We start from the raw sequence: 26,169 nt of genomic DNA, 5'->3' as shown, positions 1-26,169 counted from the left end.
GCGAAGCTCCTTAACCATTAAAAGTGCCAGTTACGTTATGTGAAAGGGCAAATGACTGCAATGTAAAGATAAAAACAATGTTAAAACCCTGATCTAAATGCCCCTTTTTTCGCCGCTCTGGCGCTTTAATTGCGCTTAGACAAAGTGTCTTATTGAATATGATTGCTATTTGCATTTAAAATCAGAGTTCGGTTTTTTAACGTTGATGATTATGACTTCGATGACCCTTGATTTACCTCGCCGCTTTCCCTGGCCGACGCTGCTTTCTGTCGTGATTCACGGTGCCGTTGTGGCGGGTTTACTCTATACCTCGGTTCATCAGGTTATTGAAATGCCAGCGCCCGCGCAGCCAATTTCCGTGACCATGGTTTCGGCAGCGGATCTTGAGCCGCCGCAGGTTGCGCCTCCGCCGCCACAGCCGGTTGTGGAACCTGAACCTGAACCCGAGCCTGTCCCGGAACCTCCGAAGGAAGCGCCGGTGGTGATCCACAAACCGGAGCCTAAGCCGAAACCTAAGCCGAAGCCAAAACCGGTGAAGAAAGTCGAAGAGCGTCCGAAACGCGAAGTGCGCCCGGTCGAGACGCGGCCAACGCAGCCGGTAGAGAATACTGCGCCTTCGCGTCCGGTGATGAACAACACCGCAACGACCACGAAGCCGACCGTTACAGCGCCTGCGGGGCCAAGGGCGCTCAGCCGCAACCAGCCTACCTATCCGGCGCGCGCTCAGGCGCTCCGTATTGAAGGGCGCGTGCGTGTGAAGTTTGACGTGACCTCCGATGGCCGCGTTGACAATGTGCAAATCCTCTCTGCGCAGCCCTCAAATATGTTTGAGCGTGATGTAAAGGCAGCGATGCGTAAATGGCGCTATGAAGCCGGTAAGCCGGGCAGTGGATTGATAGTGAATATTGTTTTCCGCCTGAACGGCGGGGCGCAGATGGAATGAAAAAAGCCTCCGCAAGGAGGCTTTTTTGTCTGACAATCAGGTTTGAGGGAGCTGACGCGGTTTACCCGCGTTATCGACCGCCACATAAATAAACAGCGCTTCCGTGGCTTTGTAACGCTGTCCAATCGGTTCGGAAGAGACCTTTTTCACCCATACTTCAATGTTGATGGAAATTGACGTGTTGCCGCGTTTCACGCAGCGCGCGTAACAGCACACCACATCCCCCACCGCGACCGGGCGCAGGAAGGTCATGCCGTCCACCCGGACAGTCACCACCCGCCCGTGCGCAATCTCTTTTGCTAAAATTGCCCCACCCATATCCATCTGCGACATTAGCCAGCCGCCGAAAATATCGCCATTGGCATTCGTGTCCGCAGGCATTGCCAGTGTGCGTAAAACCAGTTCGCCCTGAGGGGCGTCATTTGTTGTCATTGTTTTAAACTCGTAACTGAAGACTTCAGGCGGGATGCTACTATGATTTTTAGCGGGAGAAAATAGCCCGGAACGCGCATGTTCCGGGCGTGAGGATCAGTGCTTGTCGTCCTGAGGCATGTGTCGATAGATATAAACACCGCTCAACAGCGTGAAGATAAGCGTCAACGCGGTCAGCCCGAAGACCTTAAAGTTGACCCAGATGTTCTGCGGTAGCCAGAAAGCAATGTAGATATTGGCGAGGCCGCAGAGAATAAAGAACACCGCCCAGGCGACATTCAGACGGGACCACACCTCTTGCGGCAGCGTTAGCTCTTTGCCCAGCATGCGCTGGATCAACGGCTTTTTCATTACCCACTGGCTGATCAACAACGCACCTGCAAACAGCGCGTAAATCACCGTGACCTTCCATTTGATGAATTCATCATTGTGGAAGAACAACGTCAGGCCACCAAATACAGCCACCATAATGAAGGTGATCAGCGCCATTTTTTCAACTTTGCGGTAACGCACCCAGCTGTATATCAGCACGATAGCGGTAGCAATAATCAGCGCCGTCGTTCCGGCATAAATGTCGTACAGCTTGTAAAACGCAAAAAAGACGACCAGCGGTAAAAAATCAAGAAACTGCTTCATTCTACGATCCCAATTACTGACGAATTAACATATACAGGCGGAACAAGTAGACCAGCAGAACTGCTGATATCAGGTTGCTCAGCGTATTAGCAACGACCGCGCCAACGTTCGGCGTTAACACGGCAAAATTTGGTGCAAATAATAACAGTAGCGTTTTGGCAAGGAGCCAGCCGATCACCGCAGGTGCCACCAGACGCATGTTCGCCCACGCCAGTCTGATGCTGCTGCGCATCGCAGTAAAGATACCCATCTTATCCTGCACAATCATTACCGGCGCGAAAGAGAGCACGATAGCCAGTAATACACCCGGTACCACGACCAGCATAATCCCCATTTGTACCAGCAGCGTGGTTAAAAAGATGACGATGAACAGCTTAGGGAGCACTGGCGCGCTGGCGCCAATGGCGCGCAGGGCACTGACGCGATGACCCGCCGAAACGAGCTGAATCATCAGCAGCACGCCGCCCGCCAGAACAGCATTACCGATCAAACCTGAAAATGTCGATGCCGCGGACGCCCGCAGCAGGATTTGCTGTTGCTCCGGCGTCATGTTTTGCACCAGTTCAAATAACCCTACGCTACCGGCAAGATGGTCGCCCTGGCTCAGGCTGGCAATCTGTTCTTCACTCGGTGAGAACGCATGACCAAGCACCACCGTGATAAAGGCGCATAGCAGCGCGATCAGTAAAAAGGTAATGAACTGATTGCGGAAAAAATTTCCCGTGTCACGGTAGACAGACTTCGCCGTGATAGACATGCACTCTCCTTGAGTATTGCAGGTGTTAATTAGCCGGCAATTGTACACCGGATAAGAGTGCCGTGGCAGCATCAAGGCTTGTATGGAAAAGCATATCTTTGTAAAGCGGCAGTAATTTTTCGCTCATCACTAAAATTTGATGTAGAACCCACCTGGCGGGTTATGTTTGATTATCAAAAATTAACCCAGATCAATGAATGTTAACTTACTGGTTTTAATGTGATCTGTGATAGATCACTTAATACTCTTTTGTGAGTATATTCTCATCCGCACTTAAAACCACAACGATGGAGCGGATATGAAAAAATTAGCGGTGGCAGCCCTTATCTTAAGCAGTCTCTCTGGTGGCGCGTATGCGCATGAAGCAGGCGAATTTTTTATTCGAGCCGGTTCGGCAACGGTTCGCCCAACTGAAGGTTCCGATAGCGTACTGGGAATGGGCGGCTTTAATGTCAGCAATAACACCCAGTTAGGTTTGACCTTTACCTATATGGCGACAGAAAACATCGGCGTTGAGCTTTTGGCCGCAACGCCGTTCCGCCATCGCGTTGGCCTTGGGCCGACCGGCGATATCGCCACGGTGCACCATCTGCCGCCGACGTTGATGGCGCAGTGGTACTTTGGTGATGCCAGCAGCAAGGTGCGCCCGTACATTGGCGCGGGTGTGAACTACACGACCTTCTTTGATGAGAAGTTTAACGATACCGGTAAAGAAGCTGGTCTGACTGACCTTAGCCTGAAAGACTCATGGGGTATGGCGGGGCAGGTAGGTCTTGATTATCTGATTAACCGTGACTGGTTAATCAACGCCTCAGTCTGGTACATGGACATTGATACTGACGTTCGTTTCAAAGCCGGTGGCCAGCAGCAAAGCATCAATACCCGTCTGGATCCGTGGGTATTTATGTTCTCAGCAGGCTATCGTTTCTAACGCGTGCTCTTCAATGCGCCCTCTTCAGGGCGCATGTCATCGATTATTTCTGAATCAAATAACGAATCGTTGGTCCATCCTGCTGAATATCCAGCACGGTATAGCCGTGGTTTTTGGCATCCAGCGGAATGTTATTGATCGACTGCGGGCAATCGCTCACCACTTCCAGAATTTCACCTTTCTTAAGCTGCGGCAGTGCCTCAAGCGTGGCGACAGCCGGGTAAGGACAAGGTTCACCCACCATATCGAGGCGATAGTCAGGCACGATCTCTTTCATGCGGCATTCTCCTGCGTTGCAGTTTTGACGGTGGCACGACGGAAGAAGCGTTTCTCCTGTGCAATAACCAGTAAAAAGGCGAGCAGCAGCAGGGCATAGGTCACCACGAGCCCACCGAGTGGGCCAAAGGTATTCAGCAGATTAACCTTGTCCCAGTTCGTCGCCAGTACGGGTGACACGTCATCCCAGTAGTAGGCCAGGAGGGTGGAGCCAATCACATTCCCGAGTCCCACCCACCAGTAATGCACCTGACCTTCGACGGCGCGATACATCCAGCCGGTCTCACAGCCGCCCGCCAGCACAATGCCAAAGCCAAACAGCAGCCCGCCGATGACCGCATTAGGGCCAGCCCACATGATTTTCGGCTCGACGCCAAGCTGAACATAGCTGAAGATGCCGATCGCGCTCACGGCCATCCCGGCAATAATGGCTTTGGCCATCATGGTGCGTCCGGTGATCCACATGTCGCGAAACGCCGAGGTAAAGCAGATTTGCGCGCGCTCAATCAGCAAACCAAAACCAACGCCGAACAGCATCGCCAGCCCCAGTTTTGGCTGATTCAGCGCAGTACACAGTGCCCAGGCGATCATGGCGAAAAAGACCAGCATACCCAGACGAAAACGGCGGCGGGCCTGAGTGGGTTTTTGCGTTAATGGCGATGCGGCGCTAACTTTGGTCATTTTTACCGGAATGCGGAAAAACGGCAGAAGCGTGAATTTTGCGCCAAAGTAAGAGCCGATTGCGGTTGCCACGGCAAAAAACCAGGCGTGCAGCGAAAACTGTGGGATCCCGGTGAAGAACGCCGCCAGATTACAGCCCATCGCCAGACGCGCGCCAAACCCTGCGATAATCCCACCGGCTACCGCCTGCAGGATGCGGATACGGCTTTTTGGCATGCGCAGCTTCACGTTGTTAGCCCACAGCGCCGCCGCGAAGCAGCCGCCGAACATCCCGATAATCATCATCCCATCTATGCGGGTGAGCGGGGTACCGTCCAGGTGAATGAGCTTAAAGTAGCCCCACTCTTCAGCGTGGATGCCCGCCAGCTGCAGCAGCTGTCCGCCCCAGCGGGTAAATTCCCCGGTAACGGCCCAGAAGGTGCCGGTAATGCCAAAATAATAAGTAGAGAGAATACCTGCCGCGATAACGGCCGGTACAGGTGACCAGAACTTAACCAGATAAGCCTGTTTGAAATGTTGCCATGACATGTGTAAGCCTCTGAACTCAGAAGGTATAAACAGAAAGAAACCGAATCATACGCTTACGGCAGGGTTTGAAAAGTCATTCGCACCGAGAATATCGACGCGATCAATTTTGACGTAACTCGACAGGGGTAAAAGGGGAACCGTCTGGCAGTTGCGCCAGACGGGGAGTGCATCATGCTTTACGCGTTGCCGCTTTCATCTCGGTCACGAAGGTTTTGAGCTCGGCCAGCATCTGCTCTGGCTTATCCACGTTCTTCTCGATGATTTTTACGATGGCGGAACCGGAAATCGCCCCGGCGGCCTTCGCATCAATTGCTGCAGCAACCTGATCCGGGGATGAAATACCAAAGCCCTGCAACGGAGGCGCGGCATGATATTCAGCCAGCTTCTCCACCAGATGATGCAGCGGCAGCGCCGCTTTATTCTCGGCACCGGTGACGCCCGCTCGGGAGAGCAGGTAGGTATACCCGCGTCCGTAAGAAGCAATCTGGCGCAGCAGTTCGTCGTCGGCGTTTGGCGGGCAGATGAAGATCGGCGCAACGTTATGGCGCATCGCCGCCTGGCGGAATGGGGCAGACTCCTCAACCGGCACGTCTGCTACCAGCACGGAGTCGACGCCCACGCGCGCGCACTCGGCATAGAACTCATCAATACCGCGGTTAAAGACCAGGTTGGCGTACATCAGCAGGCCGATCGGAATGGTCGGGTGCTTCTGGCGGATCGCCGCCAGCATCTCGAAACACTGGGTTGGCGTCACGCCGGAGGCAAATGCGCGCAGCGTCGCATTCTGGATGGTCGGGCCATCTGCCAGCGGGTCAGAGAACGGAATACCCAGCTCCAGCGCGTCGGCACCGGCTTCAATCAGGGTATCGATAATCTTCAGCGACTGTTCCGGGCCTGGGTCGCCCAGAGTGACGAAGGGAACGAACGCGCCTTCCTGGCGGGACTTCAGTTCTGCAAATACGTTATCGTAGCGTTCCATCAGATTTCCCCTCGTGCTTTCAGAATATCGTGAACGGTGAAGATGTCTTTGTCACCGCGACCGGAAAGGTTTACCACCAGCAGCTGTTCTTTTTCCGGGTTCTCTTTAATCATTTTCAGCGCATGCGCCAGGGCATGAGAAGACTCCAGCGCCGGGATGATCCCTTCGCTGCGGCACAGCGTTTTAAAGGCTTCCAGCGCTTCGTCATCGGTAATGGAAACATAGTCCGCGCGGCCAGTGCTGTTCAGATACGCATGCTGTGGGCCAACGGACGGGAAGTCAAGGCCGGCAGAAATAGAGTAAGACTCTTCAATCTGGCCCTCATCGGTTTGCATCATCGGGGATTTCATTCCGAAGTAGATCCCTACGCGACCATGCTTCAGCGGCGCGCCGTGCTCACCGGATTCAATCCCGTGGCCGGCAGGCTCGACGCCAATCAGACCAACGCTGGTGTCGTCAATGAAATCAGCAAACATGCCGATGGCGTTAGACCCGCCGCCAACGCAGGCGATCACCGCATCCGGCAGGCGACCCTCTTTCTCGAGGATTTGCGCTTTGGTCTCTTCACCGATCATACGCTGGAATTCGCGTACGATAGTCGGGAACGGGTGCGGGCCTGCGGCTGTGCCGAGCATGTAGTGCGCGGTGTCGTAGCTGCCAGACCAGTCGCGCAGCGCTTCGTTACAGGCATCTTTCAGCGTGGCGGAACCGCTGTGTACCGGGATCACTTCTGCCCCCATCAGGCGCATACGGAAGACGTTCGGAGACTGACGCTCAACGTCTTTCGCCCCCATATAGATTCGGCATTTCAGGCCGAGCAGGGCACTGGCAAGCGCAGAGGCCACGCCGTGCTGACCCGCGCCGGTTTCGGCGATGATTTCGGTTTTACCCATACGCTTCGCGAGAAGCGCCTGGCCCAGCACCTGGTTAGTTTTATGCGCACCGCCGTGCAGCAGGTCTTCACGCTTCAGATACAGCGTGGTTTTGGTGCCTTCCGTCAGGTTGCGGCATTTGGTCAGCGCGGTCGGACGACCGGCGTAATTCTTCAGCAGGTCGGTAAATTCCGCCTGAAACGCCGGATCTTTCTGCGCGCTGACAAAGGCTTCTTCCAGCTGGCGCAGCGCGGGCATCAGGATTTGCGGGACGTACATCCCGCCGAACTCACCAAAATACGGGTTTAGTAATGTCGTCATCTTCTCTTCCTTAATATGCACGCAGAGTTTTAAAAACCGAGGCCAGTTTGTTGGCATCTTTAATACCCGGTTGGGACTCTACGCCTGAATTGAAATCGAGGCCTGCGCAGCCGGTTTTCGCGGCTTCTACGCAGTTATCCGGGCTTAATCCGCCCGCCAGTAGAACGTTGTCCAGCTTTTCGCCGCTCAGCAGTGACCAGTCAAAACGCTGGCCGGTGCCGCCCTGGCCGTTATCGAGCACGTATTTATCCACATGGTTCAGGTTACGTGCGGGCAGGGTCTCGCCGACGCTTTGCGCTTTCCAAATCTGAACCTGAGGCGCCAGCGCGGCGCGCAGGGCATCGATATACGCCTGATCTTCGCTGCCGTGAAGCTGCACCGCACTCAGGGATAACGCCTCGGCTTTTGCCGCAACATCTTCAATATCTGCATTGCGGAAAACGCCCACGTAGCTGAGCGGAGCCGCTGAGATGACCTTACGCGCCTGCTCTTCGCTGACCGCGCGAGGGGACGAATCGACAAAGATCAGCCCGCCATAAATCGCCCCGGCTTCGTACGCGGCCTGGGCATCCTGTTCGCGGGTTAAGCCGCAGACTTTGTTTTCACCCAGTAGCACGCGACGCACAGCCGCGTTGAGATCGTCATGCTCCATCATGGCGGAGCCAATCAGGAAACCGTTAGCGAAGTGGCTCAGCTCGCGCACCTGGGCGTAGCTGTTAATGCCGGATTCGCTGATAACCGTAACGCCAGACCCGAGACGCGGTGCCAGCTGGCGCGTGCGGTTCAGGTCAATGGACAAGTCGCGCAGATCGCGGTTGTTAATGCCGACCACTTTGGCTTCCAGCGCGATGGCGCGCTCAAGCTCTTCTTCGTTGCTCACTTCGGTCAGCACGCCCATGTTCAGGCTGTGCGCGACGGCGGAGAGCTGGCGATACTGCTCGTCGTCAAGCACCGAGAGCATCAGCAGGCAGGCATCGGCCTGGTAGAAACGCGCCAGCCAGATCTGATACGGATCGATAATAAAGTCTTTGCACAGGATCGGCTGCGGCGCGATGCCGCTGACGATCGGCAAAAAATCGAAGCTGCCCTGGAAATATTTCTCATCCGTCAGCACGGAGATGGCGGACGCATGATGCTTATAAATACCGGCAATACGCGCCGGGTCAAAATCGTCACGAATAACGCCTTTCGACGGGGACGCTTTTTTGCACTCAAGAATAAACGCGGTGCGCGCACCCTGCAGGGCATCATAGAAACGTCGTTGGCTTGGTACGACGTCATTCTGGAAGCTGGCAAGCGGCTGCTGTTGCTTGCGGGCTTCTACCCAGATGGCCTTATCGGCAACGATTTTCGCTAAAACGGTTTGCATTCTTTACCCTCTTGCCGCAAGTGCGGTAACGCGATCGTAAGCTGCACCGGAGCGCAGTACGTCCAGAACTTTTTGAACGTTGGCCTTCAGGTCTTCCTCACCGTGCAAACGCATCAGCATAGCGACGTTGGCAGCCACGGCGGCCTCGTGGGCAACCTCTCCTTTACCTTGTAATAAGCGCGTGAGAATGTCACGGTTTTCTTCCGGCGTACCGCCTGCCAGCGCTTCCTGACGATACGGCGCTAAGCCGAAGTCAGCAGCCTCAAGCTGGTAACTCATAATTTCACCGTTGTTCAGTTCGGCAACCAGCGTCGGTGCATGCAGCGATACTTCATCCATACCGCCGCTGTGTACCACGGCGGCACGTTTGTAGCCCAGCACGCGCAGTGTCTCAGCAATCGGCAGAACCAGTTCCGGGCTATAAACGCCAATCAGCGCCAGCGGTGGATGGGCCGGGTTGATCAGCGGGCCGAGCACGTTAAACAGCGTGCGAGTTTTAAGCTGCTGCCGCACTGGCATCGCGTGGCGGAAACCGGTGTGATACTTCGGTGCAAACAGGAAGCAGACGCCCAGGTCATCCAGCGCTTCACGAGAACGCTCTGCTTTCATATCCAGGTTAATGCCAAACGCGGCGAGCAGATCGGAAGAGCCTGACCGGCTGGAGACGCTGCGATTACCGTGCTTCGCCACTTTCAGCCCACACGCCGCGGCGACAAAGGCGCTGGCTGTAGAGATGTTGATGCTGTTACTGCCGTCACCGCCGGTCCCAACGATATCGGCAAACTGATAGTCCGGACGCGGGAACGGGGCGGCATTTTCCAGCAGGGCCGTGGCGGCACCGGCGATCTCCTGCGGGCGTTCACCACGCACTTTCATGCTCACCAGCGCAGCCGCCAGCTGTTCGGGCTTCAGCTCGCCGCGAACCACGGCGGAAAAGAGCTGGTGGCTCTCCTGCTGGCTCAGGGTCTGCGCCTGATACAGTTTTTCCAGAATCGGTTGCAGGGTATTGGTTTGCTCCAGCTTCTGTAACGCCCAGTCGAGCGTCTGTTCCAGCAGGCGCGCACCGTTGGAAGTCAGGATCGATTCCGGGTGGAACTGCATACCGCAGACGCGATCCGCATCATGACGTACCGCCATCACCATGCCTTCAAACGAGGCATTAATGGTCAGCCCCGCAGGAATATTGCTGCCCACCAGCGAGTGGTAGCGCGCAACCGGGAGCGGATTCGGCAGCCCGGCAAACATTGCCTGGCCGTCATGTTCAATACTGGAGGCTTTGCCGTGCAGGATCTCACCCGCCTGGCCAACGTAGCCGCCGTAGGCTTCAACAATCGCCTGATGTCCCAGACAGATGCCGACGATCGGCAGCTTGCCGCGCATACGGGTCAGCAGCTCCGGCATACAGCCCGCTTCGCTCGGTGCGCCAGGCCCCGGGGAGAGCATCAGCACCGGGTTTTGCATAGTTGCCAGACGGTCAATCAGGGTCTGCGCCGGTACGTGGTTGCGGTAGATAACGACGTTGTGACCATTCGCACGCAGCTGATCTGCCAGGTTATAGGTAAAAGAGTCGATATTATCGAGCAGCAGAATGTCAGCCATCAGAAAATCTCCTGTGCGTGGTGTGCAGTCGCAATGGCGCGAAGGACCGCACGCGCTTTACTGCGCGTTTCGTCAGCTTCAGACTGCGGAACAGAATCAAGAACAATCCCGGCACCCGCCTGGACGGTGGCAATACCGTCTTCAACATAAGCGGAGCGGATAACAATGCAGGTGTCGAGGTCACCGTGAGCCGTGAAGTAGCCCACCGCGCCGCCGTAGCTGCCGCGACGGCGTCCTTCGGCGGCGGCAATCAGCTGCATGGCGCGCACTTTCGGCGCACCGCTCAGGGTGCCCATGTTCATGCAGGCGCGGTAGGCGTGCAGAACGTCAAGGTCGTGGCGCAACTCACCCACCACGCGGGAGACCAGGTGCATCACGAACGAATAGCGGTCAACTTTGGTCAGATCCGCCACGTAGCGGCTGCCAGGGGTACAGATGCGTGCCAGATCGTTACGCGCCAGGTCAACCAGCATCAGGTGCTCTGACAACTCTTTATGGTCAGTCCGCATTTCGAGTTCGATACGGCTGTCCAAATCGCGATCCAGCGAGCCGTCGGCGCGGCGTCCACGTGGACGGGTACCGGCAATCGGGTAGATCTCAATCTGACGGCTGGTGGCGTCGTACTTCAGCGAGCTTTCCGGGGATGCGCCGAACAGCGTGAAATCATTGTCCTGCATGAAGAACATGTACGGGCTTGGATTGCTCTTTTTCAGCACGTCGTAGGCTGCGAGCGGCGACGGGCAGGGCAGTGAGAAGCGGCGTGAAGGCACCACCTGGAAAATTTCCCCGGCGCGAATCGCTTTTTGCATCTGGCGAACCACGGCGCCGTACTGATCGTCGGTCTGGTTAACGTCGCACGTCATTTTCTCCACACGCTGCACAGGCAGCGCCGGTGGCTCTTCCGTCATCTGCTGCTGAAGCTGAGCGATGCGGTGCTCAAGACGGTTTTTCTCAGCGGTCGATGGAGTGAACAGGCTGGCCTGAACGCGGGTGTATTTTTTCTGATGGTCGATCACCAGCAGGGTTTCAGCCAGATAGAAGCAGTAATCCGGGCAGCGGTTACCCTGTTCCGTTTCCGGCAAATCTTCGAAACCGGCAACCAGGTCGTAAGCAAACAGCCCGCCAAAGAACATCGCTTCGCGTTCCTCTGCCGGCACGGTGACTAGATTCTGCAGCAGGCGGAAGGCATCGAAAACGGAAAGAGAGCAGAGCCGCGCGTCTTCGTCCAGCAACTGGCTGACCGCCGGGAAATGCAGAATGCGCATGTCCGGATGGCGCTCGTTTTCTATGCCAGAAGGCAGTGCGGCGTCCAGCAGTGGCAGCAGCGATGCACCATTCTCTGATAACGCCTTGATGGTGACAGTGTCACCTAAAGCGGTAATGCGCAGCGCGCTGTCGACCAGCAGCAGGCTCTTGAGATCGTCTTTACTGTCGATATCCGCAGATTCCAGCAGTAGGGTAGCCGGACGCGCTCCGCAAACCTGATGAAACAGTGCGGTGGGGTTGTGACGATAGGCCGCCTCGCAGGTCAGCAGTTCGAGGTGTGGTTTGGCTGTTTGCATTATAGTGTTCTCATTTTCTGTTCAAAAAAAAGCCCGCTGGGTAGCGGGCTGGGTATCTGTTTGCATTTCGCAGACGCGTGACACTGCCCGAAGATCAGGAAGTGCGCCACCAACCGTGCAGAGTGAAATGTGCTGTCATTTTCAGATACCTTTCTCGTGTGAACTTGCGTACTAGTTAACTAGTTCGATGGCGTGTTGTCAACCCTTGATTTCAGAATTTCGCGTTATGTCGGTATCATGATGTTTTCGGATGTCTCCAACCTGTTATGGGAAGTGCTTTGAGCGATACCACCTACGCCATTATTTACGATTTACACAGCCATACTCAGGCCTCTGATGGCCTTCTGACGCCCGAAGCCTTGGTTCATCGTGCCGTTGAAATGCGTGTCGGCACGCTGGCGATAACCGATCACGATACAACAGATGCCATTCCGGCGGCGCGCGCTGAGATCGCTCGCAGCGGGCTGGCGCTGAACCTGATCGCCGGCGTTGAGATCTCGACCGTCTGGGAAAACCATGAAATTCATATTGTTGGCCTCAACATTGATATAGACCATCCGGCAATGTGTGCGTTTTTGCAAGAACAAAAAACACGCCGCAACCAGCGTGCAGAGATGATTGGCGAACGTCTGGAGAAGGCCCACATTCCTGGCGCACTCGAAGGGGCGCAAAAGCTGGCGAACGGTGGGGCCGTGACGCGCGGTCACTTCGCCCGTTTTCTGGTTGAGGCAGGTAAAGCGACGACCATGGCGGACGTCTTTAAACGGTATCTGGCGCGCGGGAAAACCGGATACGTTCCGCCACAGTGGTGTACAATAAAACAAGCTATTGATGTGATTCATCATTCTGGCGGTAAGGCTGTGCTGGCCCATCCGGGACGGTATAATCTTTCTGCTAAATGGTTGAAAAGGCTGCTGGCGCACTTTGCCGAATGCGGTGGTGAGGCAATGGAAGTTGCCCAGTGTCAGCAGGCGCCCAATGAGCGTGCACAGCTTGCCACCTATGCTCGTCAGTTCGGCCTGCTTGGGTCACAAGGGTCTGATTTCCATCAGCCCTGCGCCTGGATCGAACTGGGTCGCAAGCTCTGGTTGCCTGCTGGCGTTGAGCCGGTCTGGCAGCTCTGGGAACAGCCGCAGCAAATTGAAGAGAGGGAAGTATGAGTCAGTTTTTCTATATCCATCCTGATAACCCGCAGCCACGTCTGATTAACCAGGCCGTGGAGATCGTCCGCAAAGGCGGCGTCATTGTCTACCCGACCGATTCAGGCTACGCGCTGGGCTGCAAAATTGAAGATAAAGGGGCGATGGAGCGTATTTGCCGTATTCGCCAGTTGCCGGACGGTCATAATTTTACCCTGATGTGCCGCGATCTCTCTGAGCTGTCGACCTACGCGTATATTGATAATGTGGCGTTTCGCCTGATTAAGAACAACACGCCGGGCAACTACACCTTCATCCTGAAAGGCACGAAGGAAGTACCGCGTCGTCTGCTGCAGGAAAAACGCAAAACCATCGGCATGCGCGTGCCATCTAATCCGATTGCGCAGGCGCTGCTGGAAACCCTCGGCGAACCGATGCTCTCCACCTCGCTGATGCTGCCGGGAAGTGAGTTTACCGAGTCCGACCCGGAAGAGATCAAAGATCGTCTGGAGAAGGTGGTTGAGCTGATTATTCACGGCGGCTATCTTGGCCAACAGCCGACCACGGTGGTCGACTTAACTGAAGATGCGCCGGAAGTGATTCGTGAAGGCGTGGGTGATGTTAAGCCTTTCTTGTAAAGGTGTAAGCAGATATACTACGCGGCCATCAAAGCAGGGCCCGGCCCTCTTTTGACCTGATTCGACGCCTGTGAAGGCGACACCTGAGGAAGCTCAATGAGCGAGAAGTTACAAAAAGTGCTGGCGCGTGCTGGCCACGGTTCGCGCCGTGAAATCGAAGCCATTATTGAAGCGGGTCGCGTGAGTGTGGACGGTAAAATCGCCACGCTGGGTGACCGCGTAGAAATCGTCCCGGGGCTGAAGATCCGCATCGACGGTCATCTTATCTCCGTGAAAGAGTCCGCCGAACAGATCTGCCGCGTGCTGGCTTACTACAAGCCGGAAGGCGAGCTGTGTACCCGCAACGACCCAGAAGGTCGCCCAACGGTGTTCGACCGTCTGCCTAAGCTGCGTGGCGCTCGCTGGATCGCCGTAGGCCGTCTGGACGTGAACACCTGCGGCCTGCTGCTGTTTACCACCGATGGTGAACTGGCAAACCGTTTGATGCACCCAAGCCGCGAAGTGGAACGTGAATACGCCGTACGTGTCTTCGGCCAGGTTGACGAAAATAAACTGCGCGACCTGTCGCGTGGCGTTCAGCTGGAAGACGGCCCTGCGGCGTTCAAAACTATCAAGTTTACCGGTGGGGAAGGCATTAACCAGTGGTACAACGTGACCCTGACCGAAGGCCGTAACCGCGAGGCGCGTCGTCTCTGGGAAGCGGTAGGCGTCCAGGTGAGCCGTCTGATCCGTGTCCGTTACGGTGACATTCTGCTGCCTAAAGGACTGCCACGCGGTGGTTATACCGAACTGGATCTGACTCAAACCAACTACCTGCGCGAGCTGGTCGGCCTGACCCCGGAAACCACCTCTAAAGTGGCGGTTGAAAAAGATCGTCGTCGCATGAAGGCGAATCAGATCCGCCGTGCGGTGAAGCGTCACAGCCAGGTCAGCAGCAATCGTCGCTCTGGCAGCCGGAATAACAACGGTTAATCTAAAAGCCCGGTGAACGCACCGGGCTTTTTTCTTTAGTAATCAATCCCAATTTGCGCTTTGATACCTGCATCAAACGCATGCTTGACCGGACGCAGCTCGCTGACGGTATCTGCCAGCTCAATAATATCCCGATGACACCCGCGTCCCGTGACGATAACCGTCTGGTGCGCAGGACGGTTCTTCAGTGCATTCAACAGGACATCCAGCGGCAGATAGTCGTAGGCGACCATGTAGGTTATCTCATCCAGCAGAACCATATTCAGCGAGGGATCGGCCAGCATTCGCGTTGCATGCTCCCAGACGGCAAGGCAGGCGGCTGTATCGGTTTCCCGGTTCTGCGTGTCCCAGGTAAATCCGGTGGCCATCACCTGAAATTCAACGCCGTGAGTCTCAAGTAAATTGCGCTCGCCATTGGGCCATTCGCCTTTGATAAACTGGATCACGCCCACTTTCTGCCCGTGTCCGACGGCACGCGTCGCCGTGCCAAACGCGGCGGTGGTTTTCCCTTTACCGTTGCCGGTAAATACGATGAGGATCCCACGCTCGTCCTGGGCTGCGGCTACGCGTGCATCAACCTGTTCTTTCAGACGCTGCTGGCGCTGCTGATGGCGTTCATCACTCATTGCGAAATCCCCGGTTTGCGGTTGGGTTGGGCATCAAAAGTCATCCCGGTTTTACGGCGGCTGTCATCACCCATCAGCCAGAGATAGAGCGGCATAATGTCTGCCGGCGTTTTCAGCTTTTGCGGATCTTCCGTCGGGAAAGCGCTGGCGCGCATTTTTGTCCGCGTTCCGCCAGGGTTAATGCAGTTTACGCGCAGATGACGGTTTTGATACTCCTCCGCCAGCACCTGCATCATGCCTTCGGTCGCAAATTTCGAGACGGCATAAGCCCCCCAGTTGGCGCGTCCCTCACGGCCTACGCTGGAAGAGGTGAAGACCAGCGAACCAGACTCAGAATTGAGCAATAAAGGAAGCAACGCCTGGGTGAGGAAAAAGGTTCCATTAATGTTTACCTGCATTACCTGCTGCCAAATCTCAGGATCTTGTTCATCCATCGGGCGTACTTCGCCCAATAAGCCAGCGTTGTGCAACACGCCGTCCAGACGGGGATAATGCGTGCTGATGCGCTGGGCAAGTTCCTGACAGCTAGCGGGCGTGCAGGTAAGTAAATCGAGGGTGTACCAGGAAGCAGCGATGCCGCCAGCAGATTCAATCTCCTGAGCGACTCCCCGGAGTTTTTCTTCATTACGACCCGTCAGGATGACGCTTGCACCATATTCAGCGTACGTCAGGGCGGCTTCACGACCAATGCCGTCGCTGGCACCTGTGACAAGTATGATCCGGTTCTGGAGCAGATTTTTTTGCGGTTGATAATGCACGGTGACTCCTCTGGCGCACTGGAGCTTGATGGCGCCTTCTTTTATGACTTTTCGGCTTTATGCCCGAATTAGCCTAATAATTCAATCAGTCTACAGGACGCATTACTGTAAAATTAACAATTTGCAAATATTTAAACGCCAGACCGGGGATTCCTGAAGGCGGCTCGCAGAGGTAATGTCACGAGCGAGACGCATGGGCAGGGCTGTTGTACACTGCCGTGAAAGATTCGTGGTTAAATCAAGGTGGAACGCGTGGAATTACTTTCTCAATATGGGTTGTTTTTGGCCAAAATCGCGACGGTGGTGATTGCCATTGCGGTGGTTGCCGTTCTGATTGTCAACCTGACGCAGCGCAAGCGTCAGCGTGGGGAGTTACGCATCACCCGCCTGAGCGAGCAGTATAAAGAAATGCAGGAAGAGATGTCTCTGGCGCTGCTTGATAGCCATCAACAGAAACTCTGGCTTAAAGCGCAGAAGAAAAAGCATAAACAGGAAGCCAAAGCGGCTAAGGCAAAAGCGAAGCTTGCCGCGCCGCAGGATGAGGCAAAACCTCGCGTCTATGTGCTCGATTTTAAAGGCAGCATGGATGCACATGAAGTCTCCTCCCTGCGTGAAGAAGTGACGGCGGTATTAGCGGTAGCGAAACCGCAGGATCAGGTGGTGGTCCGTCTTGAGAGTCCTGGCGGGGTGGTCCACGGTTACGGACTGGCGGCTTCGCAGCTGCAGCGCCTGCGTGAAAAACAGATCCCGCTGACCGTAGCCGTGGACAAAGTGGCCGCGAGCGGAGGATATATGATGGCCTGCGTGGCGGACAAAATTGTCGCGGCGCCGTTCTCTATCATTGGCTCAATTGGCGTGGTCGCGCAGATCCCGAACTTTAACCGCTTCCTGAAAAATAAAGAAATTGATATCGAACTTCACACCGCGGGGCAGTATAAACGCACCCTGACGCTGCTGGGAGAGAACACGGAAGAAGGGCGTCAAAAATTCCGCGAAGACCTGAACGAAACCCACCACTTGTTTAAAGATTTTGTGCACCGTATGCGCCCCTCGCTTGATATCGAACAGGTCGCAACCGGTGAACACTGGTACGGCACGCAGGCCCAGGAGAAAGGGCTGGTGGACGAGGTGGGGACCAGTGACGATCTGCTCCTGAACCTGATGGAAGGGCGCGAACTGGTTGGCGTGCGCTTCACCCAGCGTAAGCGTCTGCTGGACCGATTTACCAATAGCGCCGCAGAAAGTGCAGATCGCTTGCTGCTACGCTGGCTACAGCGCGGTCAAAAACCGCTGCTGTAAACAAAAACGCGAGGCAATTGCCTCGCGTTTTGCATTAATCGATCAGGTGATATTTCTCTGAGAGCGTATGCGCCAGGTATTTAAACATGTTGAATACCGCGGTGCTTTTCGGGGTGGGTAAACCCTGTTCATCAAGGAAATATTCACCGCTGAAAACAAGCACACCGTTACGCTGTTCCACGCCAGTGGCTTCAATGCCCGCCAGGGTGTCTTCATGATCGCGAATGAGTTTATTTGCTTCAATAAGCAGAGACGCTCGGTCAATAGGTTGGGTCGTACTGTGCATAATCCACTCCTTAAACAATGACCGTAGTTTACGCCCGGGGCGCGTTGGGGGCAAATTTTCCCTGTAATCTGAGAGGGTAAGGCGAAGGGGTCTGGCTGGCATGATTTGCTTTTGCATGCTAATAAAGTTGCGTAACGAATTTTATCAGGTACAGTGTGCGCTTTCGTCATTCTGGCAACAGAATTGCTTGACATTCGACCGGGAATTCGTCACGAATTATATTGAGTGCGAGAAAAATATCCGTTAAGTCAATGACCTGGATGTTATCTTTCTGACGTCCGGTAAGACAAAGGGGTTGATATCCCCTGGCGCAGTCGCAATATCAATGGCTCGTCGTCAGCGGAAGGGAAATCAACGTGCGGCGTATTCCTGGAAGAATTAAATTAGGTAAAGGTGAATATGGGTAAAGCTCTCGTCATCGTTGAGTCCCCGGCAAAAGCCAAAACGATCAATAAGTATCTGGGTAATGACTACGTGGTTAAGTCCAGCGTTGGTCATATCCGCGATTTGCCGACCAGTGGCTCAGCCAGCAAAAAGAGCGCAGACTCTACCTCCACCAAAGGGGCTAAAAAGCCTAAAAAGGATGAACGTAGCGCGCTTGTCAACCGCATGGGTGTTAACCCATGGCATAACTGGGATGCACAATATGAAGTGCTGCCAGGTAAAGAAAAAGTCGTTAACGAGCTGAAGCAGCTTGCTGAAAAAGCAGACCACATCTATCTCGCAACCGACCTTGACCGCGAAGGGGAAGCCATTGCCTGGCACCTGCGGGAAGTGATCGGGGGTGACGACAAACGCTACAGCCGTGTAGTGTTTAACGAAATTACTAAGAATGCGATTCGTCAGGCGTTTGAGAAGCCGGGCGAACTGAACATTGACCGTGTAAACGCACAGCAGGCACGTCGCTTTATGGACCGTGTCGTGGGCTACATGGTTTCGCCACTGCTGTGGAAAAAGGTTGCGCGTGGTCTGTCCGCCGGTCGTGTGCAGTCCGTAGCCGTACGTCTTGTCGTCGAGCGCGAACGCGAAATTAAAGCCTTCGTGCCGGAAGAGTACTGGGAAGTTGACGCCAATGTGACCACGCCGGGCGGTGACGCTCTGCCGCTGCAGGTCAGTCATCACAACGACAAACCTTTCCGTCCTGAAAACCGTGACCAGACTATGGCTGCGGTGGCGCTGCTGGAAAAATCACGTTATCAGGTGCTGGATCGCGAAGATAAACCGACCAGCAGCAAGCCTGGTGCGCCGTTTATCACCTCAACGCTGCAGCAGGCGGCGAGCACGCGTCTGGGTTATGGCGTGAAGAAAACCATGATGATGGCGCAGCGCTTGTATGAAGCGGGTTACATCACTTACATGCGTACTGACTCCACCAACCTGAGCCAGGACGCTGTTAATATGGTTCGCGGCTATATCAGCGACAATTTCGGCAAAAAATACTTGCCGGAAAGTGCGAATCAGTACGCCAGCAAAGAGAATTCCCAGGAAGCGCACGAAGCAATTCGTCCTTCTGACGTCTCCGTCCTCGCGGAATCGTTAAAAGATATGGAAGCGGATGCGCAGAAGCTGTATCAGCTGATCTGGCGCCAGTTTGTCGCCTGTCAGATGACGCCTGCGAAATACGACTCCACAACGCTGACCGTCGGCGCGGGTGATTTCCGCCTGAAGGCGCGCGGTCGTATTCTGCGCTTCGATGGCTGGACCAAAGTGATGCCTGCGCTGCGTAAAGGCGATGAAGACAGAACGCTGCCTGCGGTTAATAAAGGTGACGAGTTGTCGCTTGTCGATCTGGTTCCGGCACAGCACTTCACCAAGCCGCCTGCACGTTTCAGTGAGGCCTCGCTGGTTAAAGAGCTGGAAAAACGCGGGATCGGTCGTCCGTCGACCTATGCGTCGATCATTTCGACCATTCAGGATCGTGGCTACGTCCGTGTTGAAAACCGTCGCTTCTACGCTGAAAAAATGGGTGAGATTGTCACTGACCGTCTGGAAGCCAACTTCCGCGAGTTGATGAACTACGACTTCACCGCGCAGATGGAAGACAGCCTCGATGAGGTTGCCAGCCACAAAGCGGAGTGGAAGAAGGTTCTCGACAGCTTCTTCAGCGACTTTACCGACCAGCTTGAGAAAGCCGAGAAAGACCCTGAAGAGGGCGGCATGCTGCCTAACCAGATGGTCCTGACCAGCATTGACTGTCCAACCTGTGGCCGCAAGATGGGTATCCGTACCGCAACCACAGGCGTGTTCCTGGGCTGCTCCGGTTACGCGCTGTCGCCGAAAGAGCGCTGCAAAACCACTATCAACCTGGTACCTGAGAATGAAGTACTCAACGTGCTGGAAGGTGACGATGCAGAAACCAACGCGCTGCGCGCCAAGCGTCGCTGTCAGAAATGCGGCACGGCGATGGACAGCTACCTGATCGATCCTAAACGCAAACTGCACGTCTGCGGTAATAACCCGACCTGCGACGGATATGAGATCGAAGAAGGTGAGTTCCGCATTAAGGGCTATGACGGCCCGATCGTTGAGTGCGAGAAGTGCGGTTCTGAAATGCACCTGAAAATGGGGCGCTTCGGTAAGTACATGGCGTGCACCAACGACGACTGTAAAAACACGCGTAAAATTCTGCGTAACGGTGAAGTGGCTCCTCCGAAGGAAGATCCGGTTCCGCTGCCAGAGCTGCCGTGTGAGAAATCAGACGCTTATTTCGTGCTGCGTGACGGTGCTGCCGGTGTGTTCCTGGCGGCCAACACCTTCCCGAAATCACGTGAAACGCGTGCGCCGCTGGTGGAAGAGCTGCATCGCTTCCGCGATCGCCTGCCGGAAAAACTGCGTTATCTGGCCGACGCGCCACAGCAGGATCCAGAAGGCAACAAGACCGTTGTGCGTTTTAGCCGTAAAACGAAGCAGCAGTATGTGGCTGCGGAGAAAGAGGGTAAAGCGACCGGCTGGTCGGCGTTCTTTGTTGACGGCAAGTGGGTTGAAGGCAAGAAATAATCTTCACTTACCGTAACTTACCTGTGAAAGGGCCGGACTTCCGGCCCTTTTTTATTACGTTGTTATTATTTTTTGTTACGTACTATACAGTCAGGCAATAAATGATATAGTGGTTATAGTTAACCCTTTTCTTATTATCAAATCGTCTTAAGCGATTGACCCGCGTGCGCTAAATCGGATGGTCTGGCATGAAATTACAGCAGCTTCGTTATATTGTTGAGGTGGTGAATCACAACCTTAATGTCTCTTCTACCGCTGAGGGGCTTTATACCTCGCAGCCAGGCATCAGCAAACAGGTTCGCATGCTGGAGGATGAGTTAGGCATCCAGATTTTCGCCCGTAGCGGTAAGCACCTCACACAGGTGACGCCAGCCGGGCAGGAAATTATTCGGATTGCGCGGGAAGTGCTTTCCAAAGTCGATGCGATTAAATCCGTGGCAGGGGAGCATACCTGGCCAGACAAAGGCTCGCTCTACATCGCAACCACCCACACGCAGGCGCGTTATGCGCTGCCAGGCGTCATTAAAGGCTTTATCGAGCGTTATCCCCGTGTCTCTTTGCATATGCACCAGGGCTCTCCGACGCAAATTGCTGAAGCAGTCTCCAAGGGCAATGCGGACTTTGCCATCGCGACGGAAGCTCTTCATCTTTATGACGATCTGGTGATGTTGCCGTGCTACCACTGGAACCGCTCCATTGTCGTGACGCCCGACCACCCGCTGGCGGGTAAAGGTTCGGTGACGATTGAAGAGCTGGCGCAATATCCGCTCGTGACATACACGTTCGGCTTTACCGGGCGTTCTGAGCTTGATACGGCATTCAACCGCGCGGGCTTAACGCCGCGAATCGTCTTTACCGCAACCGACGCCGATGTGATTAAAACCTATGTACGTCTGGGACTGGGGGTAGGGGTGATTGCCAGTATGGCGGTTGACCCGGTTTCCGACCCGGATCTGGTACGCCTTGATGCGCATGATGTTTTCAGCCATAGCACGACCAAGATTGGCTTCCGCCGCAGTACTTTCCTGCGCAGCTATATGTATGATTTTATTCAACGCTTCGCCCCGCATTTAACCCGCGACGTGGTTGATACCGCCGTTGCATTGCGTTCAAACGAAGATATCGAAGAGATGTTTAAAGACATCAAACTTCCTGCCAAATAATCACTCCCGGTATCTTTCCCCTGCGGAGAGATACCGAAATAACCTCTCAAACCTAAATCAGAATTATCATCATCTGCACTTTAGCGCCATATAATGTCAGTATCCATTAAGATTGTAGGGTTTTAATGTCGCGAATTGGCGACAAAAGTAGAAAGTATTTTACGCCTACGCAAATATTTCTTTTCAATTATTTATTTCTGGTCAAAAGATTGAATATTCGCGGGAATAGATACGTAAATTCACTGGCTTTTCGGCTAAAGTTTCTTTAGGATTTATCTCATCAGATGATTAATTGTACCAATTGTTTGGTCCTAAAATGATAAGCGATGTCGATTGTATGAGGTTAGCAATGCCTTCAGGAAGTGAAGAACCGCAAAGGGATCCTGCGCTCAAGCGTAAAGCCTGGCTGGCGGTCTTTCTCGTCTCTACCCTGTTTTGGGTGGTGGTTGCTCTCCTGGCCTGGAAATATTGGGGTTGAATATGGCAGTGACGGTACGTTCTGAAACGCTAAAACCAATGTGTCAACACCGTGACAACGGGCACAAAGCTCGCAAAGCACCTGCGACTACCGTACCTGCGTCCTGGAAGCTGACAGCACAGCAGCAAGCATTTATTGATGTGTTCGCGGAAGACGAACCCAAAAAACAATAATTTAGTTTTTTTGCGTAATGATGCAAATAGTCTGAATAAAGACTCTGCGCTTTTGTACTCTTTAATAAATACACATCAGCAATATAGACCTGAGGGCTGACCTCGGAATCTTTAATAATTAAAGCCTGGTGTCCCTATGATGAATAACATGACAACTCTCAAATACTGGTCATGGATCGGCGTTTTTTCCGTGTCGATTCTCTTCTGGTGTCAGCTTATCTGGCTGGCTATCCACTAAATGCTAAAACCTCGCTGCGGCGGGGTTTTTTGTTTTTATGCTTCACCAGAACCTTCCTGGATTTATCAATTTGGGTTGTTATCAAAACGTTACGACATCTTTGTGTTATCTTTAATTACGGCCCTGATGATTGTCAGGGTTTCCCTGTGATTAAGGAGGAGCTTATGTCGTTAACCCTACGCGAAGCCAGTAAGGATACGTTGCAGGCAGAAAATAAAACCTGGCACTACTATAGCTTGCCGCTGGCAGCCAACACGCTTGGAGACATTTCGCGGTTACCCAAGTCGTTGAAAGTTTTACTGGAAAACCTCCTGCGCTGGCAGGATGAAGAGTCTGTCACCGCCGAGGACATTCACGCTCTGGCAGGATGGCTCAAGGATGCCCATGCTGACAGAGAAATAGCCTATCGCCCGGCAAGGGTCCTGATGCAGGATTTCACTGGCGTACCTGCTGTCGTTGATTTAGCCGCCATGCGTGAAGCGGTAAAACGTCTGGGGGGCGATACTGCAAAAGTGAATCCACTTTCTCCCGTCGATCTCGTGATTGACCACTCGGTGACCGTTGACCATTTTGGCGATGATGATGCGTTTGGTGAGAACGTGCGTCTGGAGATGGAGCGTAATCATGAACGCTATGTTTTCCTGAAGTGGGGACAGCAGGCTTTCAGCCGCTTCAGCGTTGTTCCTCCGGGCACCGGCATCTGTCACCAGGTGAACCTCGAATATCTTGGCAAAGCCGTCTGGAGCGAATTACAGGATAAGGAATGGGTCGCTTACCCGGATACGCTGGTCGGTACGGATTCCCATACCACCATGATCAACGGCCTGGGCGTTTTGGGCTGGGGGGTCGGCGGCATCGAAGCGGAAGCGGCGATGCTTGGGCAACCTGTCTCCATGCTCATTCCTGATGTCGTCGGTTTCAAACTAACAGGTAAGCTCTCAGAAGGGATTACCGCCACGGACCTGGTGCTGACGGTTACCCAGATGCTGCGTAAGCATGGCGTGGTTGGCAAGTTTGTTGAATTCTACGGCGACGGACTTGATTCATTGCCGCTGGCGGATCGCGCCACTATCGCCAATATGGCGCCGGAATATGGCGCAACCTGCGGCTTTTTCCCAATCGATAATGTCACGCTGGAATATATGCGTCTGAGTGGTCGCAGCGAAGAACAGGTGGCGCTGGTCGAGGCCTACACCAAAGCGCAGGGCATGTGGCGCAATCCCGGGGATGAACCGGTCTTTACCAGCACGCTGGCGCTGGATATGGGCGCGGTTGAAGCGAGTCTGGCGGGGCCAAAACGGCCTCAGGATCGCGTTGCCCTGAACGATGTGCCAAAGGCGTTTGCGGCCAGCAATGAGCTGGAAGTGAATACGGCACAAAAGGATCATCGTCCGGTCGACTATGTCATGAACGGGCATCAGTATCAGCTTCCTGATGGTGCTGTGGTCATCGCCGCAATTACATCCTGCACCAATACCTCCAACCCAAGCGTACTGATGGCCGCCGGGCTGCTGGCGAAAAAAGCGGTGGAGCTGGGCCTCAAGCCTCAGCCATGGGTGAAAGCCTCTCTCGCGCCGGGCTCCAAAGTGGTTTCCGATTATCTTGCGCAGGCCAGGTTGACCCCGTATCTGGATGAACTTGGTTTTAACCTGGTTGGCTATGGCTGTACCACCTGTATCGGTAACTCCGGTCCGCTACCGGAACCGATTGAAGTGGCGATCAAGCAGGGCGATTTGACCGTTGGCGCAGTGCTTTCGGGCAACCGAAACTTTGAAGGTCGTATTCATCCGCTGGTCAAAACCAACTGGCTGGCATCACCGCCGCTGGTCGTGGCTTACGCGCTGGCCGGGAATATGAACATCAACCTGGTTACCGATCCGATTGGTCACGATCGCAGGAACGAGCCGGTCTATCTGAAAGATATCTGGCCGTCGTCGCGAGAAATTGCGCGTGCGGTAGAAAAAGTGTCGACCGAAATGTTCCGCAAAGAGTATGCGGAGGTGTTTGAAGGCACGCCGGAATGGAAAGCCATCAACATCGTCGGCTCGGATACCTATGACTGGCAGGATGACTCAACCTATATCCGCCTGTCGCCATTCTTCGATGAAATGCAGGCAGAGCCTGCGCCGCTTCAGGATATCCACGGCGCGCGCATTCTCGCGATGCTGGGGGATTCTGTCACCACGGACCACATCTCACCGGCGGGCAGCATCAAAGCCGACAGCCCGGCTGGACGCTATCTGCAAAGCCGGGGTGTAGAACGCCGCGACTTTAACTCCTATGGTTCTCGCCGGGGTAACCATGAAGTGATGATGCGCGGGACGTTTGCCAATATTCGTATCCGTAATGAAATGGTGCCGGGTGTGGAAGGCGGCATGACGCGTCATCTGCCGGGTACGGAGGTCGTTTCTATTTATGATGCGGCCGTCAAATACCAGCAGGAAGGCACGCCGCTGGCGGTCATTGCCGGGAAAGAGTACGGCTCTGGCTCAAGCCGCGACTGGGCAGCGAAAGGGCCGCGCCTGCTCGGGGTTCGGGTGGTCATCGCCGAATCGTTCGAACGTATTCACCGCTCGAATCTGATCGGGATGGGGGTCCTGCCTCTCGAATTTCCACAGGGCGTCACCCGTAAAACGCTGGGCCTGACCGGGGAGGAGCAGATTGACATTAGCGGTCTGCAAAACCTGCAGCCGGGTAAAACGGTTCCGGTGAAGTTAACGCGGGCAGATGGGAAGATTGAGGTGCTGGAATGCCGTTGCCGCATCGATACGGCAACAGAGCTGACCTATTACCAGAACGACGGCATTTTGCACTATGTGATTCGTAAGATGCTGGATTGATGGAAAACGCCCGGCTTTACAGCCGGGCTTTCATGATTACTCGCTGAGCAGATGGCCCATCTTCGCGGCTTTGGTGTCGAGGTAGTGCGCGTTTTTCGGGTTACGTCCGACAATCAGCGGCACGCGTTCGACAATGTTGATCCCCGCCTCGGTCAGAATTTCGACCTTTTTAGGGTTGTTGGTCAACAGACGCACTTCGTCCACGCCCAGCAGCTTGAACATATCTGCACACAGGGTGAAATCACGTTCGTCAGCGGCAAAGCCCAGCTGGTGGTTGGCTTCTACCGTATCGTAACCCTGATCCTGCAGCGCATAGGCGCGGATTTTATTCAGCAGGCCAATATTACGCCCCTCCTGACGGTGATACAGCAGCACGCCGCGGCCTTCTTCTGCAATGTGCGAGAGGGCGGCTTCGAGCTGGAAACCGCAGTCACAGCGCAAGCTGAACAACGCATCGCCGGTCAGACACTCTGAATGTACGCGGGATAGTACCGGCGTCTGCCCTGAAATGTCGCCATAGACCAGCGCGACGTGATCCTGTCCGGTTGCCAGTTCTTCAAAACCCACCATCAGGAAATCGCCCCATGGGGTTGGCAGTTTGGCTTCTGCCACACGTTTAAGCTGCATGTGATTCTCCAGAATCGGCTGACACGTTTCGTGCCGTCTGCCTGTTTGG

25 protein-coding genes, 1 pseudogene and 1 other annotated feature are annotated in these 26,169 nt (G+C 54.6%); of the genes and pseudogenes, 11 read left to right on the top strand and 15 right to left on the bottom strand.

The window, feature by feature from the left end; translation table 11 throughout:
- Nucleotides 1-220 precede the first annotated feature (220 nt).
- Nucleotides 221-943 (top strand): TonB system transport protein TonB, encoded by a 723-nt coding sequence (gene tonB / locus HV355_RS01265; RefSeq protein WP_182401211.1) that lies wholly within the window; start codon nt 221-223, stop codon nt 941-943.
- Between the two features lie 36 nt (nt 944-979).
- Here the strand turns inward: tonB and yciA are convergent, their stop codons facing one another.
- From yciA to HV355_RS01245, 4 genes and pseudogenes are all read right to left on the bottom strand, one after another.
- Nucleotides 980-1,375: an acyl-CoA thioester hydrolase YciA gene (gene yciA, locus HV355_RS01260; protein ID WP_089600589.1), complete on the bottom strand. Its 396-nt coding sequence runs from the start codon at nt 1,373-1,375 to the stop codon at nt 980-982.
- 96 nt (nt 1,376-1,471) lie between these two features.
- On the bottom strand, nt 1,472-2,011 hold the full coding sequence (locus tag HV355_RS01255) for a septation protein A (RefSeq protein ID WP_010433024.1): 540 nt from the start codon (nt 2,009-2,011) through the stop codon (nt 1,472-1,474).
- 13 nt (nt 2,012-2,024) lie between these two features.
- Entirely contained in the window at nt 2,025-2,768 is a 744-nt protein-coding gene (locus tag HV355_RS01250; protein WP_042719117.1) for a YciC family protein, read from the bottom strand.
- 25 nt (nt 2,769-2,793) lie between these two features.
- Nucleotides 2,794-2,883 (bottom strand): annotated as a pseudogene (locus HV355_RS01245) (YkgJ family cysteine cluster protein); the annotation flags it as partial.
- Between the two features lie 183 nt (nt 2,884-3,066).
- Between HV355_RS01245 and ompW the strand changes: the two are divergent.
- A complete protein-coding gene (gene ompW / locus HV355_RS01240) occupies nt 3,067-3,699 on the top strand; it encodes an outer membrane protein OmpW (protein WP_010433029.1) in 633 nt (210 codons plus the stop codon).
- 43 nt (nt 3,700-3,742) lie between these two features.
- On the opposite strand, the gene yedF is transcribed toward ompW, so the two are convergent.
- The 7 genes from yedF to HV355_RS01205 form a co-directional block, all read right to left on the bottom strand.
- The gene (gene yedF / locus HV355_RS01235) at nt 3,743-3,976 is read right to left on the bottom strand and encodes a sulfurtransferase-like selenium metabolism protein YedF (RefSeq protein WP_003856774.1); all 234 of its coding nucleotides are present in this window, start codon (nt 3,974-3,976) and stop codon (nt 3,743-3,745) included.
- Nucleotides 3,973-5,184 (bottom strand): selenium metabolism membrane protein YedE/FdhT, encoded by a 1,212-nt coding sequence (yedE, locus tag HV355_RS01230; RefSeq protein WP_108417798.1) that lies wholly within the window; start codon nt 5,182-5,184, stop codon nt 3,973-3,975. The genes yedF and yedE overlap by 4 nt, the downstream gene beginning before the upstream one ends.
- A 169-nt stretch (nt 5,185-5,353) precedes the next feature.
- Nucleotides 5,354-6,163, bottom strand: coding sequence for a tryptophan synthase subunit alpha (trpA, locus tag HV355_RS01225; protein ID WP_042719119.1), 810 nt, complete (start codon nt 6,161-6,163; stop codon nt 5,354-5,356).
- Nucleotides 6,163-7,356 carry a tryptophan synthase subunit beta gene (gene trpB, locus HV355_RS01220; RefSeq protein ID WP_010431806.1) on the bottom strand — a complete coding sequence of 398 codons (1,194 nt, stop codon included), beginning with the start codon at nt 7,354-7,356 and terminating at the stop codon, nt 6,163-6,165. The genes trpA and trpB overlap by 1 nt, the downstream gene beginning before the upstream one ends.
- Nucleotides 7,357-7,366: 10 nt before the next feature.
- Nucleotides 7,367-8,725 (bottom strand): bifunctional indole-3-glycerol-phosphate synthase TrpC/phosphoribosylanthranilate isomerase TrpF, encoded by a 1,359-nt coding sequence (trpCF, locus tag HV355_RS01215; RefSeq protein WP_148401193.1) that lies wholly within the window; start codon nt 8,723-8,725, stop codon nt 7,367-7,369.
- Nucleotides 8,726-8,728: 3 nt separating this feature from the next.
- Nucleotides 8,729-10,324 carry a bifunctional anthranilate synthase glutamate amidotransferase component TrpG/anthranilate phosphoribosyltransferase TrpD gene (gene trpD, locus HV355_RS01210; protein WP_182400725.1) on the bottom strand — a complete coding sequence of 532 codons (1,596 nt, stop codon included), beginning with the start codon at nt 10,322-10,324 and terminating at the stop codon, nt 8,729-8,731.
- Nucleotides 10,324-11,886: an anthranilate synthase component 1 gene (locus HV355_RS01205; protein WP_182400724.1), complete on the bottom strand. Its 1,563-nt coding sequence runs from the start codon at nt 11,884-11,886 to the stop codon at nt 10,324-10,326. Before HV355_RS01205 ends, trpD begins: the two co-directional genes overlap by 1 nt.
- 23 nt (nt 11,887-11,909) lie before the next feature.
- Nucleotides 11,910-12,004, bottom strand: a sequence feature (Trp leader region).
- Between the two features lie 160 nt (nt 12,005-12,164).
- Here HV355_RS01205 and rnm point away from each other — a divergent pair.
- From rnm to rluB, 3 genes are all read left to right on the top strand, one after another.
- Nucleotides 12,165-13,046, top strand: a complete 882-nt coding sequence (rnm, locus tag HV355_RS01195; RefSeq protein ID WP_174339680.1) for an RNase AM — start codon at nt 12,165-12,167, stop codon at nt 13,044-13,046.
- Entirely contained in the window at nt 13,043-13,663 is a 621-nt protein-coding gene (locus tag HV355_RS01190; RefSeq protein WP_182400723.1) for an L-threonylcarbamoyladenylate synthase, read from the top strand. Before rnm ends, HV355_RS01190 begins: the two co-directional genes overlap by 4 nt.
- Before the next feature lie 96 nt (nt 13,664-13,759).
- Nucleotides 13,760-14,635 (top strand): 23S rRNA pseudouridine(2605) synthase RluB, encoded by an 876-nt coding sequence (rluB, locus tag HV355_RS01185; protein WP_182400722.1) that lies wholly within the window; start codon nt 13,760-13,762, stop codon nt 14,633-14,635.
- 35 nt (nt 14,636-14,670) lie between these two features.
- Here rluB and cobO read toward each other — a convergent pair whose 3' ends face one another.
- Nucleotides 14,671-15,261, bottom strand: coding sequence for a cob(I)yrinic acid a,c-diamide adenosyltransferase (gene cobO / locus HV355_RS01180; RefSeq protein WP_182400721.1), 591 nt, complete (start codon nt 15,259-15,261; stop codon nt 14,671-14,673).
- Entirely contained in the window at nt 15,258-16,019 is a 762-nt protein-coding gene (locus HV355_RS01175; protein ID WP_126546007.1) for a YciK family oxidoreductase, read from the bottom strand. The genes cobO and HV355_RS01175 overlap by 4 nt, the downstream gene beginning before the upstream one ends.
- A gap of 252 nt (nt 16,020-16,271) precedes the next feature.
- Here HV355_RS01175 and sohB point away from each other — a divergent pair, with 252 nt between their 5' ends.
- A complete protein-coding gene (gene sohB, locus HV355_RS01170; protein ID WP_089600607.1) occupies nt 16,272-17,318 on the top strand; it encodes a protease SohB in 1,047 nt (348 codons plus the stop codon).
- 34 nt (nt 17,319-17,352) lie between these two features.
- Here sohB and HV355_RS01165 read toward each other — a convergent pair whose 3' ends face one another.
- Entirely contained in the window at nt 17,353-17,604 is a 252-nt protein-coding gene (locus HV355_RS01165; protein ID WP_010431772.1) for a YciN family protein, read from the bottom strand.
- A 399-nt stretch (nt 17,605-18,003) separates the two neighbouring features.
- Here HV355_RS01165 and topA point away from each other — a divergent pair, with 399 nt between their 5' ends.
- The 5 genes from topA to acnA all read left to right on the top strand — a co-directional run bounded on the left by topA (nt 18,004) and on the right by acnA (nt 25,493).
- Nucleotides 18,004-20,601: a type I DNA topoisomerase gene (gene topA / locus HV355_RS01160; protein ID WP_182400720.1), complete on the top strand. Its 2,598-nt coding sequence runs from the start codon at nt 18,004-18,006 to the stop codon at nt 20,599-20,601.
- A gap of 188 nt (nt 20,602-20,789) precedes the next feature.
- Nucleotides 20,790-21,764 (top strand): HTH-type transcriptional regulator CysB, encoded by a 975-nt coding sequence (cysB, locus tag HV355_RS01155; RefSeq protein ID WP_010431770.1) that lies wholly within the window; start codon nt 20,790-20,792, stop codon nt 21,762-21,764.
- A 337-nt stretch (nt 21,765-22,101) separates the two neighbouring features.
- Nucleotides 22,102-22,242 carry a YmiA family putative membrane protein gene (locus tag HV355_RS01150; protein WP_213327741.1) on the top strand — a complete coding sequence of 47 codons (141 nt, stop codon included), beginning with the start codon at nt 22,102-22,104 and terminating at the stop codon, nt 22,240-22,242.
- A gap of 312 nt (nt 22,243-22,554) precedes the next feature.
- Complete coding sequence (ymiC, locus tag HV355_RS24075) at nt 22,555-22,653, top strand: small membrane protein YmiC (RefSeq protein ID WP_042713577.1); 99 nt, start codon at nt 22,555-22,557, stop codon at nt 22,651-22,653.
- 164 nt (nt 22,654-22,817) lie between these two features.
- Nucleotides 22,818-25,493, top strand: coding sequence for an aconitate hydratase AcnA (acnA, locus tag HV355_RS01145; RefSeq protein ID WP_182400719.1), 2,676 nt, complete (start codon nt 22,818-22,820; stop codon nt 25,491-25,493).
- A gap of 36 nt (nt 25,494-25,529) precedes the next feature.
- Here the strand turns inward: acnA and ribA are convergent, their stop codons facing one another.
- Entirely contained in the window at nt 25,530-26,120 is a 591-nt protein-coding gene (ribA, locus tag HV355_RS01140) for a GTP cyclohydrolase II (protein ID WP_013096372.1), read from the bottom strand.
- Between the last annotated feature and the right edge of the window lie 49 nt (nt 26,121-26,169).

The sequence above is a fragment of the Enterobacter sp. RHBSTW-01064 genome, from assembly GCF_014103035.1.
GTDB lineage: Bacteria > Pseudomonadota > Gammaproteobacteria > Enterobacterales > Enterobacteriaceae > Enterobacter > Enterobacter mori.
The sequence above is the reverse complement of the archived record's forward strand: the minus strand, read 5'-3'. Positions and strand labels throughout refer to the sequence as shown.